At 34.0% G+C, this 16,199-nt stretch carries 21 protein-coding genes; 4 read left to right on the top strand and 17 right to left on the bottom strand.

Features of this window, described 5'->3' with window-relative positions:
• Positions 1-69: 69 nt before the first annotated feature.
• From AC4QJR_RS15780 to AC4QJR_RS15845, 14 genes are all read right to left on the bottom strand, one after another.
• The gene (locus AC4QJR_RS15780) at positions 70-393 is read right to left on the bottom strand and encodes an NUMOD3 domain-containing DNA-binding protein (protein WP_496523439.1); all 324 of its coding nucleotides are present in this window, start codon (positions 391-393) and stop codon (positions 70-72) included.
• A 38-nt stretch (positions 394-431) separates the two neighbouring features.
• A complete protein-coding gene (locus AC4QJR_RS15785; protein ID WP_496523440.1) occupies positions 432-734 on the bottom strand; it encodes a hypothetical protein in 303 nt (100 codons plus the stop codon).
• 32 nt (positions 735-766) lie between these two features.
• Positions 767-1,045: a hypothetical protein gene (locus AC4QJR_RS15790; protein WP_496523441.1), complete on the bottom strand. Its 279-nt coding sequence runs from the start codon at positions 1,043-1,045 to the stop codon at positions 767-769.
• Positions 1,046-1,195: 150 nt separating this feature from the next.
• Positions 1,196-1,393: a peptide ABC transporter substrate-binding protein gene (locus AC4QJR_RS15795; protein WP_496523442.1), complete on the bottom strand. Its 198-nt coding sequence runs from the start codon at positions 1,391-1,393 to the stop codon at positions 1,196-1,198.
• 133 nt (positions 1,394-1,526) lie between these two features.
• Positions 1,527-2,570 (bottom strand): helix-turn-helix domain-containing protein, encoded by a 1,044-nt coding sequence (locus tag AC4QJR_RS15800; RefSeq protein ID WP_496523443.1) that lies wholly within the window; start codon positions 2,568-2,570, stop codon positions 1,527-1,529.
• Between the two features lie 23 nt (positions 2,571-2,593).
• A complete protein-coding gene (locus AC4QJR_RS15805) occupies positions 2,594-2,767 on the bottom strand; it encodes a DUF5659 domain-containing protein (RefSeq protein WP_496523444.1) in 174 nt (57 codons plus the stop codon).
• Between the two features lie 506 nt (positions 2,768-3,273).
• On the bottom strand, positions 3,274-3,600 hold the full coding sequence (locus AC4QJR_RS15810; RefSeq protein ID WP_496523445.1) for a hypothetical protein: 327 nt from the start codon (positions 3,598-3,600) through the stop codon (positions 3,274-3,276).
• Complete coding sequence (locus AC4QJR_RS15815; RefSeq protein WP_496523446.1) at positions 3,601-3,936, bottom strand: hypothetical protein; 336 nt, start codon at positions 3,934-3,936, stop codon at positions 3,601-3,603.
• 597 nt (positions 3,937-4,533) lie between these two features.
• A complete protein-coding gene (locus AC4QJR_RS15820; RefSeq protein WP_496523447.1) occupies positions 4,534-5,079 on the bottom strand; it encodes a hypothetical protein in 546 nt (181 codons plus the stop codon).
• 143 nt (positions 5,080-5,222) lie between these two features.
• A complete protein-coding gene (locus AC4QJR_RS15825; RefSeq protein ID WP_496523448.1) occupies positions 5,223-6,593 on the bottom strand; it encodes a serine/threonine protein kinase in 1,371 nt (456 codons plus the stop codon).
• A 102-nt stretch (positions 6,594-6,695) separates the two neighbouring features.
• Positions 6,696-7,205, bottom strand: a complete 510-nt coding sequence (locus tag AC4QJR_RS15830) for a macro domain-containing protein (protein WP_496523449.1) — start codon at positions 7,203-7,205, stop codon at positions 6,696-6,698.
• 183 nt (positions 7,206-7,388) lie between these two features.
• Positions 7,389-8,117, bottom strand: coding sequence for an amino acid ABC transporter ATP-binding protein (locus AC4QJR_RS15835; RefSeq protein ID WP_375375864.1), 729 nt, complete (start codon positions 8,115-8,117; stop codon positions 7,389-7,391).
• Positions 8,114-8,758: an amino acid ABC transporter permease gene (locus AC4QJR_RS15840; RefSeq protein WP_251458601.1), complete on the bottom strand. Its 645-nt coding sequence runs from the start codon at positions 8,756-8,758 to the stop codon at positions 8,114-8,116. The genes AC4QJR_RS15835 and AC4QJR_RS15840 overlap by 4 nt, the downstream gene beginning before the upstream one ends.
• 60 nt (positions 8,759-8,818) lie before the next feature.
• Positions 8,819-9,589, bottom strand: coding sequence for a transporter substrate-binding domain-containing protein (locus AC4QJR_RS15845; RefSeq protein ID WP_098571845.1), 771 nt, complete (start codon positions 9,587-9,589; stop codon positions 8,819-8,821).
• A gap of 404 nt (positions 9,590-9,993) precedes the next feature.
• On the opposite strand from AC4QJR_RS15845, the gene AC4QJR_RS15850 reads away from it, so the two are divergent.
• From AC4QJR_RS15850 to AC4QJR_RS15865, 4 genes are all read left to right on the top strand, one after another.
• A complete protein-coding gene (locus AC4QJR_RS15850) occupies positions 9,994-10,122 on the top strand; it encodes a YjcZ family sporulation protein (RefSeq protein ID WP_375375923.1) in 129 nt (42 codons plus the stop codon).
• 229 nt (positions 10,123-10,351) lie between these two features.
• Entirely contained in the window at positions 10,352-10,738 is a 387-nt protein-coding gene (locus AC4QJR_RS15855) for a hypothetical protein (RefSeq protein ID WP_283874003.1), read from the top strand.
• 250 nt (positions 10,739-10,988) lie between these two features.
• Complete coding sequence (locus tag AC4QJR_RS15860; RefSeq protein ID WP_496523450.1) at positions 10,989-11,318, top strand: DoxX family protein; 330 nt, start codon at positions 10,989-10,991, stop codon at positions 11,316-11,318.
• Between the two features lie 144 nt (positions 11,319-11,462).
• Entirely contained in the window at positions 11,463-12,227 is a 765-nt protein-coding gene (locus tag AC4QJR_RS15865; RefSeq protein WP_496523451.1) for a DUF3891 family protein, read from the top strand.
• A gap of 869 nt (positions 12,228-13,096) precedes the next feature.
• Here AC4QJR_RS15865 and AC4QJR_RS15870 read toward each other — a convergent pair.
• The 3 genes from AC4QJR_RS15870 to AC4QJR_RS15880 all read right to left on the bottom strand — a co-directional run bounded on the left by AC4QJR_RS15870 (position 13,097) and on the right by AC4QJR_RS15880 (position 16,094).
• A complete protein-coding gene (locus tag AC4QJR_RS15870; protein WP_496523452.1) occupies positions 13,097-14,371 on the bottom strand; it encodes an IS110 family RNA-guided transposase in 1,275 nt (424 codons plus the stop codon).
• 109 nt (positions 14,372-14,480) lie between these two features.
• On the bottom strand, positions 14,481-15,605 hold the full coding sequence (locus AC4QJR_RS15875; RefSeq protein WP_496523453.1) for an NADH-dependent flavin oxidoreductase: 1,125 nt from the start codon (positions 15,603-15,605) through the stop codon (positions 14,481-14,483).
• A 102-nt stretch (positions 15,606-15,707) separates the two neighbouring features.
• Entirely contained in the window at positions 15,708-16,094 is a 387-nt protein-coding gene (locus AC4QJR_RS15880; RefSeq protein ID WP_496523454.1) for an IDEAL domain-containing protein, read from the bottom strand.
• Positions 16,095-16,199: the final 105 nt, after the last annotated feature.

Consider the following 16,199-nt stretch of genomic DNA (forward strand, 5'->3'; position numbering starts at 1 on the left):
GTTCCTCCCATTTTCCTTTTACCTATTTGTCCATAAAAAATAGAGTAGTCTAACAAAGTAGATTACTCCTTAACACCATTCAAAGCTATAACTATCAAGGTAAAGCGGGTTTTGATGCTTACCATTTAATTTCGCACATACCGTTGACTGACTAAGTGTTAAATTAAGTTCATTTCTAGAAAATCTTGCACATTCACGAGTAGAAGCAAATTTCCATTTTTCTCCTGTCAATATGTCTGTCATATAAAAATAACCTTTGAAATTCCAACTCTTATCACCGGCATTTTTACCTTTCATATTCGCAGCCATTTTAGCTATTGTTTCTTTGCTCCTTTTTCGCCCTTTCAATGACTCACTAATTTTTCTTCTGGTTACTTCGGATAGCTTTTTCATTATTCATTTCCTCCCAACAAATAAAAAGCCACACCGTATTAAATGTGACCCTCTGCATAGTTTTGTTCATAAATTTTATCAATCAATTCAAAAGTGCTTTCATTAAACTCATATAAGTATTCTGTATAAGTACCTTCATGTTTTGAAAGTGGTACAACACCATGTGTTAGTAAATCTAAATAAATCTTTCTTTCGTAAACAATAACAATGCCTTTATTTGATGTTTCTTTCATTTCTTTTCCCTCAATTTCTTCTCTAAAAGTGTATTCCTTACAACTTGTATGTGCATGACTTATGACTTTATTTAATGAGCCTTCGAAACCACACATTCCACATTTCATTAATTGTTCCTCCTAACAAAAGAACCCACCAATTATTCGGTGAGTCCTCTGTTCCTATTTGCGTATTGAATATTTTTTAAATTCTTCATATCTTTTTGTGGCCAATCAGATATGTCATATAATCCGTATTTTTCATTAAATTTACTACCTCGATGATTTCTTATAAGCAACTCGATCTCATACCTCAAATCTTCTATTCGCCTTGAATTAATCGGCACATATGATGAACCGTAGACAGATTTGTTTAGTGCATACAGATTTAAGTTGATTATTGAAAGTAATATTTCAGATTTTAATTTATCATTTTTCATTCTTTAAAATCACCTAGCCAATCAGCCATAGATATAAACATAAACTCATTAAAATATCTCTTACAATTCCTTTAACCTCATAACCTTTCATTTAACAACCTCTCCTTTTGTTTAATGAAATAAATAAAGCACTACCGCTTTAGATAGTGCTTACAGTTGTTTTTTTAATACGTTCCAATATTTTAATACATATGAAAAGGAAACTTCTTTAGCGTTCATTTCCCTTAATTCAGCATTAAGTTGTTCTTGAATTTCTTTGTGTTTTAAACCTTGTTGGCGCAACTCAACAATTCTTTGTTTTTTGAACATTACAAGTTTTTGTCTTTCTGTCAGGAACTTTTCGTTCATAATTATCAATCTCCTAGTATATTATTTTTCGGTAATACCGTTTCAATATATATGTCCACCAGTTCCCGATTTGTATACCAAAAATAGTAATTTTTTTAAAAAATATTTAAACAAATTATTTTCTAATTGCTTCCTAAATAGAAGATGATTCTAACTGTTTTAAATATTCAGATTTTACTTTAGGCTTCTCTTCTACTTTTGGCATTTCAGGAACTATAATGTGTTTAGTTTGTTCAAGAATTAATTCCATCTCTTCTTGTAACTCTTTAAACGACTTTATTCTATCAAGTTCCATAGGTACTTCTTGAACAAATTCATCAGGATCAACCTTAATGAACTCTATATTTAAATCAGTAATTCCAAAACCGCTTTGTTGTAAATTTGGTTTAATTTGATTACTAGAGTCCTCTAGACCTTTTACAAAATCTTCTGCAATATTTTGTGTATCGTCCATCATGTTTTTATTAGAATCCTCTAGAACCTCATTATTTTCATCAACTTGTTGTACTTTTGGTTTCCTTTGAACCAATTTTCCTTTTGTAACCTTAGCAACTTTATCTCTATATTTTTCGGCTTCAGTCTTACATAATACTGCATCTACTTTTCGAGAATAAGTATTTTTTAAACTCTGAATACCGTCTTGATTTGTAATGAGCCCGTTGTTTTCAACATGAATTATTTCTAATTCTTTTAACACTTTGTTATATTTTTCAACTGTTTTTACATGGACTCCAGCCTTTTCTGATAACTGTTCTATTGAAGGATAAGCAACTTTAGTATTGTTGTTATAAAATGAAGCAAGAACAGAATAGTATCCAAATAACTCACGATTAACAGCGCCTTTATAATTGCCATTCATAATTAGTTGGATTTCTTCATAAAACAAGATTGTAAATGTTTCTTCTTGAACAAAAATGGTAGCTTCAAATAAATCATTTATTCTGTTGGGAATAATATCTACTTTCACTAATCCATTCTCTATTAAACTCTTTAAACCTGAAAAGATAACGTCCTGAATTTTTTTATTTGGTTTTGCTTTCTTTGTTAATAGTGCTTCCAAAACTGATATAGTTGTAATTGTTTCATTATCATTTTTGGCGCTCATTAATAATGCAGCCATTGTTAATTTTTCTTCAACCGATTCGATTGAGTTTGGTAATTTGATAAATTTTTTCATTTGTAAATCTCCTTTGTAAAGTTTTAATTTTTATATTGTTTGTTAAAAGCCAAAACAGCTGTCTCAATGGACTTATGATATTCAAAGTAGAACATCAAATAACCTGGTGTTTTGGCATTAGGTTTGACTCTTTTCATCTTAAAACCTTTGGTCATAAGATAATTTGCAACATCAATTGAGAACACTGGAAAGTCCATCCTCATTACCTCCATAATTAGTAGTTTATTACCTTTCATAGTATATGTGCCGGCGACTGCGGTTTGTAAACCATTACTAGTAATATTTTTAGATTTTTCCTCCAAATACTAAAACTAAATTTCCAATAGGCAAAAAGAAAAAGAGCGGAAACTGCCAAGTTTCTGCTCTAAATATTATTTATATAGTTATTTATAGTATATATAGTTATCTGGATATAAATGAGTAGAAAAACTCTATATTTATTCTAAAGGTTAGGAATAATCATAGAGAAAATCTCTATAAATATATCCATCAGTGATTTTATAGTAGTGCAATATTTACACTACCCTAAGTTTCGATTTGAAACTACTACGTGTATCATTTTGAAACTACGTAGTATCAATTTGAAACTACTATGTACATGGTCAGTTTCTGACTATCTTTATTCCAAAGGTTAGGAATAAATGAGCAGAATTCTGCTCGTTTATATCCATTAGGGATCTTTAAACAAAAGTAAAAAGACCCACTAAAAAATTAGTGAGTCTTCATCTTCCATTTTACGTTTTAGATTCATGCGCTTTCTCAATACATCTTCCATATCATATAATTTTTTTAGATGTTTACCAGACTCTTCTTCAGGCTCACCAACAAGTCCCCACTCAAATTCCTTCCCTCGACAATGCAAACCATCCCATATTGTGTGAAATATCAATGCTTCTAATTGCTCTAGAACATCCTCTAGAGCTTCCACACTATCACTTCCATATGCAATATCCCAACACAATGTTTTTAAATCAGTTATAAGAGCAACATCTTTTATTATCTTATTTTCTTCAATCGTATCTTTCAACATTCAAAAACCTCCAAATATAGGACTATATGAATGTAACAATACTTCTTTCGCTTCAGTTCTTTTTAAATTTTCAATTACTTCAGCTATAATAATTTCAAATTTTTCAGTTTCCTTAAGTTTATTTTCCAATTGTATTTTATATAATTCTTTATTGGGTTCAAGAAGTTCATCATTCTTCCATTTTTCCATATTATAAAGACAGCGGTATTTCTCTGCTTTTACATACCAATAATTTTTTTCAACGTTAAGCTCATCAATCTCTTTGTTTAAATCATCCACTTGATGTTCTAAAGATAATATTTCTTTATAAAGCATTTCTTTTGTTTTTCCTGCCATCTAAAATCACGCTCCTATGCTTTTTTATTTTTTTTATAAGACATCAGGTATTATACATAGGAGCTTAAGAGGTGGAAACCAAACTTTAAAAAAATTTGAAACTACTCATAAAAATTTTTTTTGTAAACTGAAAACCAAATTTTATAAACAAAATTTAATGATCGGTTTACTGTTTAGATTTTTTCTATGTATAATATGAACGAATGTGAATATTATACATATCTAATAAAATAATCTATCTATATCTATAATATATGTAGGTTAATAATTAATAGATTTGTTGATGAAATGAATAATAGAGTCTCTTACCTATTGGTTCCATAATTGCGCCCGCATCCGGTCAAAATTTTTATGAAAAATATGGCGTTATGTCATATATTTTAATATTGTTTCATTTTAATATTTTAATATCCCTGGAACCAATATTTGACTAGTCATATTTTTGTTACAATAATTGCGCCATAAATTTATGGTCATATTTTCGTACCAATATTGGAACCACTTTCTCTAGTTCCATTTTTGTGCCCATAATTGTGCCATTGTTTTTGTCTTGTAAAAAGAAAATGAGCAACCGATTTAAGTTGCTCATCATTTCCCTTATTCAGCAAATTTAAAAGTATTTTCATTCCAATTAACATTATCACGAATTGACTTCATAATCGGAGTGAATGGCATTCCTTTTAGTTCAAGAGTTTCTTTAAAATATGTAGCACATGCTTTTATTGAAGGGAAAGTTTGTTTTAGTTCTCCATTTACCCACCATTCAACTTGTTTTCCATTTCGACGCTTATTCACTTTTTCTTCAGTTGGTTTTTGTTCCTCCTCTACCTTTTGTTCAACATCTTCAGTTTGAGTATGTTCAAAGGTTTCAGCTAAAGCAGTTTGAAGGTTTTCAATGTTAATCATATTTGGTTGCTCAATGTTTAATTCAATATCTGTTTCAGTTGGATCATTGACTTCAATGACTTTGAAAGTTTCATATATCATTTCATCATTTTTAATTGCCTTTACAACTTTTGCTTCAATTGTCTTAACAGAGTTATCAGTGATGTTAAGAGATTCAATATACTCTGCAACAGATTTACGAACAGGAAAAGCTTGAACCTCGTTTGTTAGAATGTTTAGTAATTGGACTTGTTTCATTTCAGTTCCTCCAGTATTTTCCATTTATTTGGTACATGTTTATATTATCCAATTAGCACCTACTTGTAAATATAGTAAACTGAATATTCAGATAATTATTTATAAAAATATAGACTTCCATGAGGAAGTCTGATTTTAATTGATTAATATTTTTCTATTTCTGTAGCAAGATATTGACAAAGTTGATGTTCATGTACATAATGTCTTACCCATGTGGCTGCCATATTATTATTTGCTAATACTTCTCCTATAATCATTTTATAATCTACTTCTTCATTAGAAATTTTCTCTACTTCTCTAGCAAATCGACGAGCAATATAGAAACGATTATGGTTATATCCTACACGTATGACAGTCTCAAACGCTCTTTCGTATAAGTCCATATTATCTTTAAGACATAAATATAATCTATCAAAAATGAAATCACATATTTTGTCCGTAAAACTATATATGTGACTTCCATCTGCAATAGAGAAATAATTTTGTAGAACCTCGTAAAATTCGTCTCTGTAATTCGCAAACATAATTGCTAATGTGACTTCATCTAACTTCATAAAGTCTTCAGTATAAAGAATATAATCATTGTTGTGTTTCAAAAGTAAATCACATATCTCTTTTAATAGTTCATCCTCATTTTCATTAATATAACTCTGATATAGTTCGTTAAATTGTACTGATAAGCTTTTTGCAGTATTAGTATTACCCATTATTACATTTAACTGTTCTCTTAATTCCTGTATACTTCTATATCTTCTTTCCTCATTGTGATTAGTAGCCTTTCGTATAATAAATTTGAGTTTTGAGTCGGGAATCTTCTCAAGGTCAATGCTGTGTGGTATATCATACGTCAACATTTCATAAAGAATTTTTCCTAATGAGTATATATCTGCTCTTTCATCTACGTCTCTTGAATTTTCCCGCTGTTCAGGAGCAGCATATGCATCAGTACCAAGAGCCATTCTAGACATCGTTAATAACGTAGCGTCATTATGTAAAAACTTTCCTAGACCAAAATCGGCAATCTTTAATATTTCTTCTCCATTTTCCTCATAGAAGATAATGTTCTCTGGTTTCAAATCCCTGTGAATAATTTGCTCGCTATGGGCATACTCAATTCCATCTAAAATTTGATTAAAATAAAATACAGCAGTATCATCGTCCATATAACCAATGTTATCAGCCCTATATTCACTCAAAAAAGTTCTAAAGTTATATTTACCTAGTGGCATTGTATAGTATGCCACTCCTCTTTCTACCTCATCTGGAATTCTGTCATCTAACGAAAAGTCAATAATAGAAACAACATTTTTGTGTTTTAACTTAGAATGTATTCTTATTTCTCTATTGAACCTATCTAATGTAATTTCATCCAGTTTCTCTGGCTTCAGAACTTTTATAGCTACATATTCCTCTTCTAAAAATGGATTTGCTCTATAAACATCACCAAAGCCACCGCCACCTAATGGTTCTACAAAAACATAGAGATAAGGTTCTCTTCTCGGTGTATTTTCCATAATATCCCCCAATAGTATTATTTTCCTCTATTATAGCAAATTTTACCTACATAATGGGCATATATGTTTATAAAAAATTGAAATGTATTCTGGTGTTACATTTCATTGATGAATCGATGTAAATAGTTTCTTGCTTAAACCGAAAGAGCTCTTATCAAAAACAACTAGATAAACGAGCATGTCATGCTGTAATAAAAATGAACCAATCGTAGAAACCGCAATTTGTAATGCTTCCTCCTTGGGGTAACCATAAATGCCTGTCGATATCAACGGGAATGCGATGGATTCACACTGATGGTTCCTGGCCAACTCCAAGGAGTTATAGTAAGAATTCTTTAACCGTAAGGCTTCTTGATTGGAACCACCTTGCCAAATCGGTCCAGGAGTATGTATGATATATTTTGCTTCTAAGTTAAAGCCGTCCGTCAATACAGCTTCTCCAACCTTGCATTCCCCCATTTGATCGCAAGCTTTTTGCAACTCATAAACACCAGCTGCACGAAAGATAGCACCACAAACGCCCCCACCCATTTTCAATGATGTATTTGCAGCATTGACAATCGCATCCACCTTCATCTTAGTAAGATCATGACGAACAATTTCTAATGGCAACCTTTTCCCCTCCCTAAACAATACTATATTGCATTTATCTCCCACAATTTGTATAACCCTAGTGAGATTATACCATTTTTTCAAGCCAGAACTTGCATCAAAAAAAGCCATCAAATACTAGATTGAAAACCACTAGTACTTGATGGCTCGTATTTTTCTACTGACTACCGGGTAAATGATTGTCTATAACACTTTACTTAAGAACGCCTTGGTACGTTCATGCTTTGGATTACTGAATAACTCATTTGGTTCATTTTCTTCCACAATATAACCGCCGTCCATGAATATGACCCGGTCTCCTACTTCACGAGCAAAGCCCATTTCATGAGTAACAACCACCATGGTCATCCCTTCTTTAGCCAGCTGTTTCATTACTTCTAATACATCTCCGACCATTTCAGGGTCAAGTGCAGATGTCGGCTCGTCAAAAAGCATGATTTTAGGATTCATTGCAAGTGCCCTAGCGATAGCAACACGTTGTTTTTGCCCCCCGGATAGTTCACCCGGATAACTATTAGCTTTTTCTCTTAACCCTACTTTTTCGAGTAGTTCAAGTGCTAACTTATCCGCCGCAGATTTTTCGGTTGAGCGAATTTTAATAGGTCCCATCGTGATGTTTTCTAAAACGGTTTTATGAGGAAAGAGATTGAATTGCTGGAAAACCATTCCCACTTCTTGTCTAACCTTGTTGATATTAATCTTGTTGTCTGTGATATCTTGTCCGTTAATGACTACTTCCCCGCCTGATATTTCCTCAAGGCGATTTAAGCAGCGAAGGAACGTACTCTTTCCTGAACCCGATGGGCCAATCACACAAACTACTTCTTTTTCTTGTACCTCTGCATTAATATCCTTTAAAACCTCTACCTTACCAAACGATTTTTGCAAATTTTTAACCTTAATTATACTCATCGAACCTGAATCCTCCTTTCGATGAAATTAGCTAAGATAGTTAATAAATAAATAATGATAAAGTAAATAACACCTACAGCCAGCCAAATCTTAAATGCTTCGAAGGTTGCCGAAGCTTGAATTTGCCCTTGCTGTGTTAAGTCGGCGATCCCAATAACAGATAAAAGTGAAGTATCTTTTAAACTAATAATGGACTGGTTTGTAATAGTAGGAAGCATTCTTCTAAATGCTTGTGGGAGAACCACATATCGCATCGTTTGTGCCCCTGTAAAACCAATCGATCTTGCCGCTTCAGTTTGTCCTTTATCTATCGATTGAATTCCTGCTCTGATAATCTCAGCAAAGTATGCCCCTGCATTAATGGCAACAGTGACGATCCCAGCAGTCGTGCTGTTTAAGGAGATTATTTGTAAAGAATTCACGCCGAAATAGATAAAAAACAATTGTACAATAAATGGCGTACCTCGAATTGCATCCACATAAACTTTTGCAATCCAATTTAAGATCTTATTCGGTGCCAATCTCAATAAAGCGACCAGTAAACCAATGATAAAACCTAGAATAATAGCTATCACAAATATATATAATGTCACTTGAAGACCTTTGAATAACATCGGTAACGCCGCAGAAATAATATCCATCTTTTCATCCCCTTTCAAAAAGAAAGCGCGCATTAAGCGCGCTTATTGCTTATAGATTAATTATTCACCAAGATAAGTTTTGATAATTTTATCATAGGTTCCGTCTTTCTTTAATTCAGCAAGACCATCGTTGATTTTTTTCAAAAGATCTGAATTTTTTCCTTTTAGAACAGCAATTCCATATTGATCTCCGTTCAAGCGATCACCTACGATTTTTAAGCCAAGATCTTTTTGGGCAATTGCATAAGAAATTACAGGATAATCTTCAATAAGTGCATCCGCATTTCCGTTAGATACCTCTTGGAACATTGCAGGACTATCATTAAATTGAACAACAGAAATTCCTAATTTTGAAGCATTGTCTTGTGCATATTTTGCACCAGATGTACCTTTTTTAACTGCAACTTTTTTGCCTTTTAGGTCATTGATGGATTTAATAGTTGAATTATCTTTCTTCACAACTAATGTTAACCCTGCATCAAAATATGGTGTTGAGAAATCTACTATTTTTTTTCTTTCTTCTGTAATACTCATTCCTGCAATAGCGACATCTAGTTGATTAGCTTGCATTGCTGGAATGATTCCACCAAAATCCATTGGAGAAAGTTCAATTTTGAAGCCCTGATTTTTTGCAATAGCATTGATTAATTCAATATCGATACCCTTATATTCGTTTCCTTCTTTAAATTCAAATGGAGGATACGTCGTATCTACACCAACTTTATACACCTTACCTGCTTCCTCTTTCCCGCTTTTTGTGTCACTACTTCCACAAGCAGCGATAAAGATGGTAAGGATTAAAAACAAACTAAATAAACCAAACTTTTTCATTTTAATCTCCCCTTTTTTGTCAGATTATTCTCATATGCAGAATTGATAGAATTCACCTAGTTAATATAACACATATGATAAACATAAAAAAGATAAAATTATTGGAATATAGATTATTTTTTTATAAAATTAATATAATAAGATAATTTCAACAGCGGACCATATTAATAGAAAAACAGGGACATGAGAACATTTATTTCGATAACAATCAAACCAACTCAGGTTAGGTTATGGCAACACTTGCATAAAAAATTTTATTAATACGGGCTCCAATTTCATCTCAATGTATATGATATAGGGTAATCGCCTAGTTACTGTCCTTACCATCGAAAGGAAGTGTTTAAGTGTATACTAACGCAATCCCAACAATAAGTGGATGCTCTAATGCTATTCCCCAGCCTCAGATGTCTTATGGATATGCGACTCCTGTTCAAGGTTATTGTGTTAATGTTCGTGGGTGTGAAAATTTTATCATAATAATAGTGTTGTTTATTTTATTAATCATAATTGGTGCAATTGCTTTCTGCTTTTAAAAGGGAAGATCTAAAAAGCATAAAGATTCTAGCGAGTTAGATATAACAAAATCAGGGACATGGTACGAACCCATGTCTCTTAACACTTCCACCAAAATCGACGAAGAATATAAGCGCATGTTTCCAACGATATGCCATAAAAAGATATACATAAAATGAATTTTAAATATAATTTGTCCACACCTTCCTTTTACTTCTTCATTTAATGTAGTAAGGGAGGTGAAATTATATGAGTATAGAAGACGTTATTTCAATTGGTGCAAATTGTATTGTACAAATCAGAAATCGCTTTTTTCTTTTAGTGGAAATTGAAGTGGAAGCAGGTAATGTTGCATTCGAGGAATTCGTGTTCATTCGTATATCACGACAAGAGGCTATGACATTGTTGAATGCAGGAGTCAAGCCTTGTGAAATTAAAACTCGCGTTCCAAGATCCAATGATGTAGAAGTAGAGTTTATTTGTATCTTGATTGTAGACGGAGAGGCATTTGCTGTGTTTGATGTAGAAAACGACACAGACGAAGCAGTTCTTGTCGAAATTCCATTAGCAGCTGCACGTAATTTAATCCGCAGAGGTGCAAGGGAATGTACTGTCATTGATAGATTGCGACATTAATTTTAAAAAATTTTATAGATTCCACAAGAGGGCTATTTAAATAAATGGTCCTTTTGTTTTTAAAACCCCTTTCATATATTATTTTCACAGGAAAAAGGGGTCTGTCCCCAGGTGCGTTAAAGCTTTAGTTCACTTGGGAGCTGCCCCCCGATTGACTTGAATGTTTTTTTTGTAATGGTCTGTCCCTCAACTTGCATAGAGATATACAAAGGGGAGGATTTTTATTTTAAATACTCATAAATTTATTAGAATGACTTTTTCCTATGTTTTTATTACCTCAGCACTTATGAAATTAATGGGTACCGAAGTAACAAATCATTTTCTTGAATTAGGACTGCCCTATCCCCACATGATGTTAAAGCTTGTTATTTTAATTGAAATGGTTTGCGGAATTTTATTATTGGTTAATAAAGCTGTTATATATGCAGTAGTACCTTTAATTGGTATTATGATCGCAGCCATTCTATTAACAAAGGTTCCCCTTCTGCACACTGGCCTGCTGCCATTCGCTTTTGGTGCTCGTTTAGACATAGTAATGTTGGTTTTGCTAGTTTATCTATACAAGCAATATCCCCGCTGATTCCAGTGCCCGAGGAACAGATTTTACTGCACGATCATTTCCTAAAATACTAAGATCAATTGATTAAATTTGCCGGAAAAGTGGTAAATATAAAACAAGAGAAATACAAACTGGTGAAGTTTTGCAAAGAAAGGATGATCGAAAATGATTATTATGGATAGAGAACAAAGCTATTTTATGGTAACTCAGAATGATCACGCCAAAATTGCAGGGGAAATCGCCCAAAACTGTAAAGATGATTATTATTTTGATCTTACACGAACCCAAGAAGTGCAACTGGCAATCCAAGAACATGACAGAGGCTGGATAGACCTGGACAAGTCTCCTGTATGGAATGATAAAACGGAAAAGCCGTACTCTTTTATCGACTACCCAATCATGCTTAAAATATCTTTTTATAAAAAGGGGTTGAATGAAGTTGAAAAGATGAGCCAGTATGCTGGACTTTTATGCAGTTTACACTATTCATCATTCATTCAGGATGCAACAGAACCCACAGTCAGGGAATTTTGGAATGAAGAAAAGCAAAGACAGGAGCAACTATTAAAGGAATTGCAAATAGTGGGAGACGAGAAAAAGAATGAAACTTTAATGTACCATTTAGATCTATTAAAATTTTGCGATTATCTTTCCCTTTATATTTGTTTAAATGAACCTGGAAATAATAACAGGATACATCCCTTTTTCAGAAATGGATTTCCACAGTTATTTCCTTTTGTTACGGACAAACCCATTGTTGCTCATTGGAAAAACCAAGAAACGGTTTCTCTCTCCTTCTCCCCTCTAAAAAGTGAATTTGAAGTAAAACTGCCTTATCGGGCTGTAAAAAAAGACCAAATAGAGGAGCACGGCATCTTACAGGCATACAAGGACACCCCTGTTACTAGTAGGAAGATAGAGTTTAAATAGGAGAAAACCTAAAAAGGAGAATCTATTTTCCTCCCCCATCAACACATCCTGCCTGTTCGGCCCCCCCATTTTTGACTACTACTATGAATTTTATATTACGAAAAAAATGCTATTGATACCCGCATCTAGGATCAGATGTTCCGCACCTATCGGTTGGGAGATCAGGTTAAGTAGCCCAGCTGATAAATAGACGGAAAAATTCCGCCTAATTCGTAATTTTTATTATAAAAGGCTTAATTAGACGGAGAGATTCCGCCTATTTACTCGAAAAACGTGAAAATGGGAGATTTTTCTTTGCTTAATCGGAATATCTCCGCTTATTTACCCCGAAACGAGCTCCATTTTACATTTAACCGGAAAATCTCCGCTTATTTCACTTTTGCTGATTACTCAAATCCAACAAAAAGGAAACTCCCTTCTATTATCAGAGGGAGTTTCCTTCTTGTTAAAGTATTTAACTCCCTCAGTTTGATACGAATATCTCTTGAATGCTCACTTATTCGCAGGATTTCATAACCCTTGTAATTGGATTTACGGGTAATTAAAATGAATTCAGATCATTTGGCTTCGTGAAGGCATAGTCAAATAAAGGAGTTAGCTACTACTCCATATTTTACCATATAATGTACATCTCCACGCCGCCCCTGGAGGCTTTCCCTCCCATGTCTCAACGGGTCAATTGCCCTCTCATTCCTTCGTCATGCCTATCCAAGGGGTGGAGGCCAGTTATGCTAACCTGATGGGTCACAGTGCCCTTTTGTTAAATAAACCTGGTACTCGGTACATATTTGAAATCCTACGAATAAGACAACATTCAAAATTAAAGTCAATTTTTTTAATAATTTATTTTATTAATTAATGTCTTATTTCTAAGCAGCTAAAGGGATTAATTCTTGAATTTTATTAGGACAGTAAGACTCGTTTCGTCGTGCTATGCCTACAAAAATCCTTGCTAGTTTACCAATCAGTTTCATGATTGACTTCATCTTCTTTATCTTCTTGACCTTCACATTATGGGAATGCAGGGCTTTAAATTCAGGGTTATTCATCACAAGGCTCATAGTTGCTAAGTAGAGGAAGCGTCTTAGTCTTGATCTTCCACGCTTTGAAATGACAATCTGACCTTTCCATTTACCTGAACTTGCCTCAGCTAGATGTAATCCTGCATGACGTAATAGAGAGTTTCCGTGGGAGAATTGACTTAAATCTCCAGCCTCACCTAGTATCCCTGCTAATGAAATTTCACTTATTCCTTTAATCATGAGTAGTTTTTTTGCAAATGGTATTTTATTGAGAACCTCTTTAACTTGTTTTTCAACTCTTTCGAGTTGTTTTACTGCGAGGTCATATTCTTCTAATAATTGTTCTAGGTGGAATTTATAAGCATCAAGTGCTTGTCCAGTTCCAATAGAAGATTTTGCTAGATTGATCAGTAATTGAGCTTTTTTAGGTCCTGGTTGCCTTTTCATTAATGATTTCCATCCCCTCTGGACATCTAGTGACTCCATTGAAGATATTTCATCTGGAGTTGGAAACAAACGAAGGGTTGCGATGGCTCCTTTGCACGAAACATCGTTAAACACTTGTCTCAGCTCTGGAAAGACAACATCCACCCATCGATTTATTTGATTTATAGACATTACGAGTCGTTTTACAATCACATCACGGTTGGACATTAGAACTCTAAGTTTTTCAAATGATTCTGAGGATGGGCGAATCAAAGAATAGTAGCCGTTTTTGACCATATCTGCGATAACTAGTGCATCTTTTTTATCACTCTTAGATTGGGTATTATCACGATTCTCTTTATTCCTTTTTACTAAGTGGGGATTGACGGTTACTACCTCAATGTTTTGGTTATATAACCAGGTTAATAGGTTAATCCAGTAATGACCAGTAGGCTCCATACCTACTATTGCTTCATTTAAGTTTTTCAATCTTTTTAAATCTTGTATCCAGTTTAATAGTTTAAAGAACCCCTCTTCATTATTTTCAAATGAAATAGGGTCTCCTACAACAATTCCACGAAAATTAACTGCTCTTGCAACATGTAGTTGTTGAGCAATATCTACACCTACAATTAGATGTGTATCGGTAATTCTTTCTATTAGTTGATTTTGTTTGTCTTGCATTTTAAAATTCATAGTAGGGTTCCTCCTAAGATTTGAGTTAGAGTGGTGTCTATACTCATATCTTACTGAGGGGCTCTTTTTTTTTCAAAGTTCAAATTTAACCATCTACAGGAATGCTAATCTATTCTACTCCCGGAAACCATCCTGGCGTATGAACAATTGCCTGCCACAGGGGATCTGGTACTTCCAGTTCGTGCTGATGATTCTTGTTTATTTTGGTGACAATTTCAGATTCTCTACCTTGTTCCACTTTTTGCACCCACTCAGGATCAATGATCAGTTCACGTCCCAATGCGATTAATGGGACGCCCGTTTCCAATGCGTTTAAGGCATCATCAGCTGTATAAATCGAACCAACACCGATAACTGGAACTCGGTTCCCTACACGTTCCTGAATGATTTCAATACGTGAACGTGTATCCTCCACTCCTCGTCTAGGGGTTGACCTGAAATCCAGTAATGAAACATGAAGATAATCAAGGTCTTTTTCTGCTAGTGAATCTATTAGTGCCAGTGTGTCAGCCATCGTGATTCCAGGTGTTTCAGGTTCCTCCGGGGAAAAACGATAGCCTACCAAGAAAGGCTCCTTCGCATATTCAGCAACCACTCTCTTTACTTCATCGACAATCGCCAACGGAAAAGTTAACCGTTTTTCAAGCGTGCCGCCCCATCGGTCATCCCGACGATTAGAATGAGGGGAGAAAAATTGCTGAATCAGATATCCATTGGCACCATGTATTTCAACTCCATCATAACCTGCTTCAATGGCGCGTCGAGTGGTTTCTCCAAAATCGCGAATAATAGATTCGACCTCTGTTTCAGTCAATGCGCGGGGAACGGGTTTTCCTTCACCTTCTGAAGGAACTGCACTAGCACTTACCACGTCACCATCCACTAATTCAGGTGGAACCTGACGGCCGCCATGGAAAATTTGCAAAATTGCTTTCGCACCTTGTTCTTTAATGGCTGATGCTAGTCGACTCAAACTTGGGATCATTTCATCTCGGTCTCCACCAAATTCACCATGAAATCCTTTACCATTTCTGGTCACATAAGTACATGCTGTAATGACCATTCCAACGCCATTGGAACGTCGTTGATAATACTTGACTTCCGCATCTGAAACAGTGTCGTCAGGATTGGATGAGAAATTGGTCATCGGTGCCATGACTATTCGGTTTTTTAAGTGAATCCCCTTTCCTATTGTAAATGACTCAAATAATGGTGCATATTTTTCATTCATCATGTCATTACTCCTCCTGTATGTTCATTTATGTTATATAAGAAAAAATACTGTTACCCTTGCTATAACTTCACCTTATAGTTTGGTTTTTTGAGTGGTTTAAAATTACCTTTTTATATCAAAATTCCTCTTTCTGTTTCCACTGATTAAAAATTCAGATTTTTTTATAGGCACTTCATGATTTTTTTTAGTAGATACTAATTTCGCCGATAATTCCTTAAACCACTGCTCATCTTTAAATAGTAAAGCCAAGTCTATTAAAGCTAAAAGCTCACTTTCATTTCTATCAGTTGTCTCGGGTAGCTTTTCAGCCTGTTTATTTACGATCCAAATCGATTTTCCAATCGCTTTTTCATTGTCACTATCAACCACATTTATTTGTAACATTCCTTTGGTAGTGTCTACGGTTTCAACATACCCGTGAATCAGTTCTCCACCTCTCGATATACCCTGTATCCAATCCCCATTTTCAAATTGATAATTATCGGCCATTGTCATCTACACCCCTTAAATGTTATAAAAAAAATTACAGTTTAGTTTTTAAAAAAAACCATCATCTCATCATACTGTAATAAAATAATATACAGTATGACCAAA

This window comes from Neobacillus sp. BP17 (genome assembly GCF_059579525.1).

Bases quoted from the DNA above. Each gene is read 5' to 3' on its own strand.
- AC4QJR_RS15780 (WP_496523439.1), bottom strand. From the start codon at position 393: ATGAAAAAGCTATCCGAAGTAACCAGAAGAAAAATTAGTGAGTCATTG.
- AC4QJR_RS15790 (WP_496523441.1), bottom strand. From the start codon at position 1,045: ATGAAAAATGATAAATTAAAATCTGAAATATTACTTTCAATAATCAAC.
- AC4QJR_RS15810 (WP_496523445.1), bottom strand. From the start codon at position 3,600: ATGTTGAAAGATACGATTGAAGAAAATAAGATAATAAAAGATGTTGCT.
- AC4QJR_RS15815 (WP_496523446.1), bottom strand. From the start codon at position 3,936: ATGGCAGGAAAAACAAAAGAAATGCTTTATAAAGAAATATTATCTTTA.
- AC4QJR_RS15870 (WP_496523452.1), bottom strand. From the start codon at position 14,371: ATGAATTTTAAAATGCAAGACAAACAAAATCAACTAATAGAAAGAATT.
- AC4QJR_RS15875 (WP_496523453.1), bottom strand. From the start codon at position 15,605: ATGATGAATGAAAAATATGCACCATTATTTGAGTCATTTACAATAGGA.
- AC4QJR_RS15850 (WP_375375923.1), top strand. From the start codon at position 9,994: ATGTCTTATGGATATGCGACTCCTGTTCAAGGTTATTGTGTTAATGTT.
- AC4QJR_RS15860 (WP_496523450.1), top strand. From the start codon at position 10,989: ATGACTTTTTCCTATGTTTTTATTACCTCAGCACTTATGAAATTAATG.
- AC4QJR_RS15800 (WP_496523443.1), bottom strand. From the start codon at position 2,570: ATGAAAAAATTTATCAAATTACCAAACTCAATCGAATCGGTTGAAGAA.
- AC4QJR_RS15835 (WP_375375864.1), bottom strand. From the start codon at position 8,117: ATGAGTATAATTAAGGTTAAAAATTTGCAAAAATCGTTTGGTAAGGTA.
- AC4QJR_RS15840 (WP_251458601.1), bottom strand. From the start codon at position 8,758: ATGGATATTATTTCTGCGGCGTTACCGATGTTATTCAAAGGTCTTCAA.
- AC4QJR_RS15845 (WP_098571845.1), bottom strand. From the start codon at position 9,589: ATGAAAAAGTTTGGTTTATTTAGTTTGTTTTTAATCCTTACCATCTTT.
- AC4QJR_RS15855 (WP_283874003.1), top strand. From the start codon at position 10,352: ATGAGTATAGAAGACGTTATTTCAATTGGTGCAAATTGTATTGTACAA.
- AC4QJR_RS15825 (WP_496523448.1), bottom strand. From the start codon at position 6,593: ATGGAAAATACACCGAGAAGAGAACCTTATCTCTATGTTTTTGTAGAA.
- AC4QJR_RS15820 (WP_496523447.1), bottom strand. From the start codon at position 5,079: ATGAAACAAGTCCAATTACTAAACATTCTAACAAACGAGGTTCAAGCT.
- AC4QJR_RS15880 (WP_496523454.1), bottom strand. From the start codon at position 16,094: ATGGCCGATAATTATCAATTTGAAAATGGGGATTGGATACAGGGTATA.
- AC4QJR_RS15865 (WP_496523451.1), top strand. From the start codon at position 11,463: ATGATTATTATGGATAGAGAACAAAGCTATTTTATGGTAACTCAGAAT.
- AC4QJR_RS15795 (WP_496523442.1), bottom strand. From the start codon at position 1,393: ATGAACGAAAAGTTCCTGACAGAAAGACAAAAACTTGTAATGTTCAAA.
- AC4QJR_RS15785 (WP_496523440.1), bottom strand. From the start codon at position 734: ATGAAATGTGGAATGTGTGGTTTCGAAGGCTCATTAAATAAAGTCATA.
- AC4QJR_RS15805 (WP_496523444.1), bottom strand. From the start codon at position 2,767: ATGGACTTTCCAGTGTTCTCAATTGATGTTGCAAATTATCTTATGACC.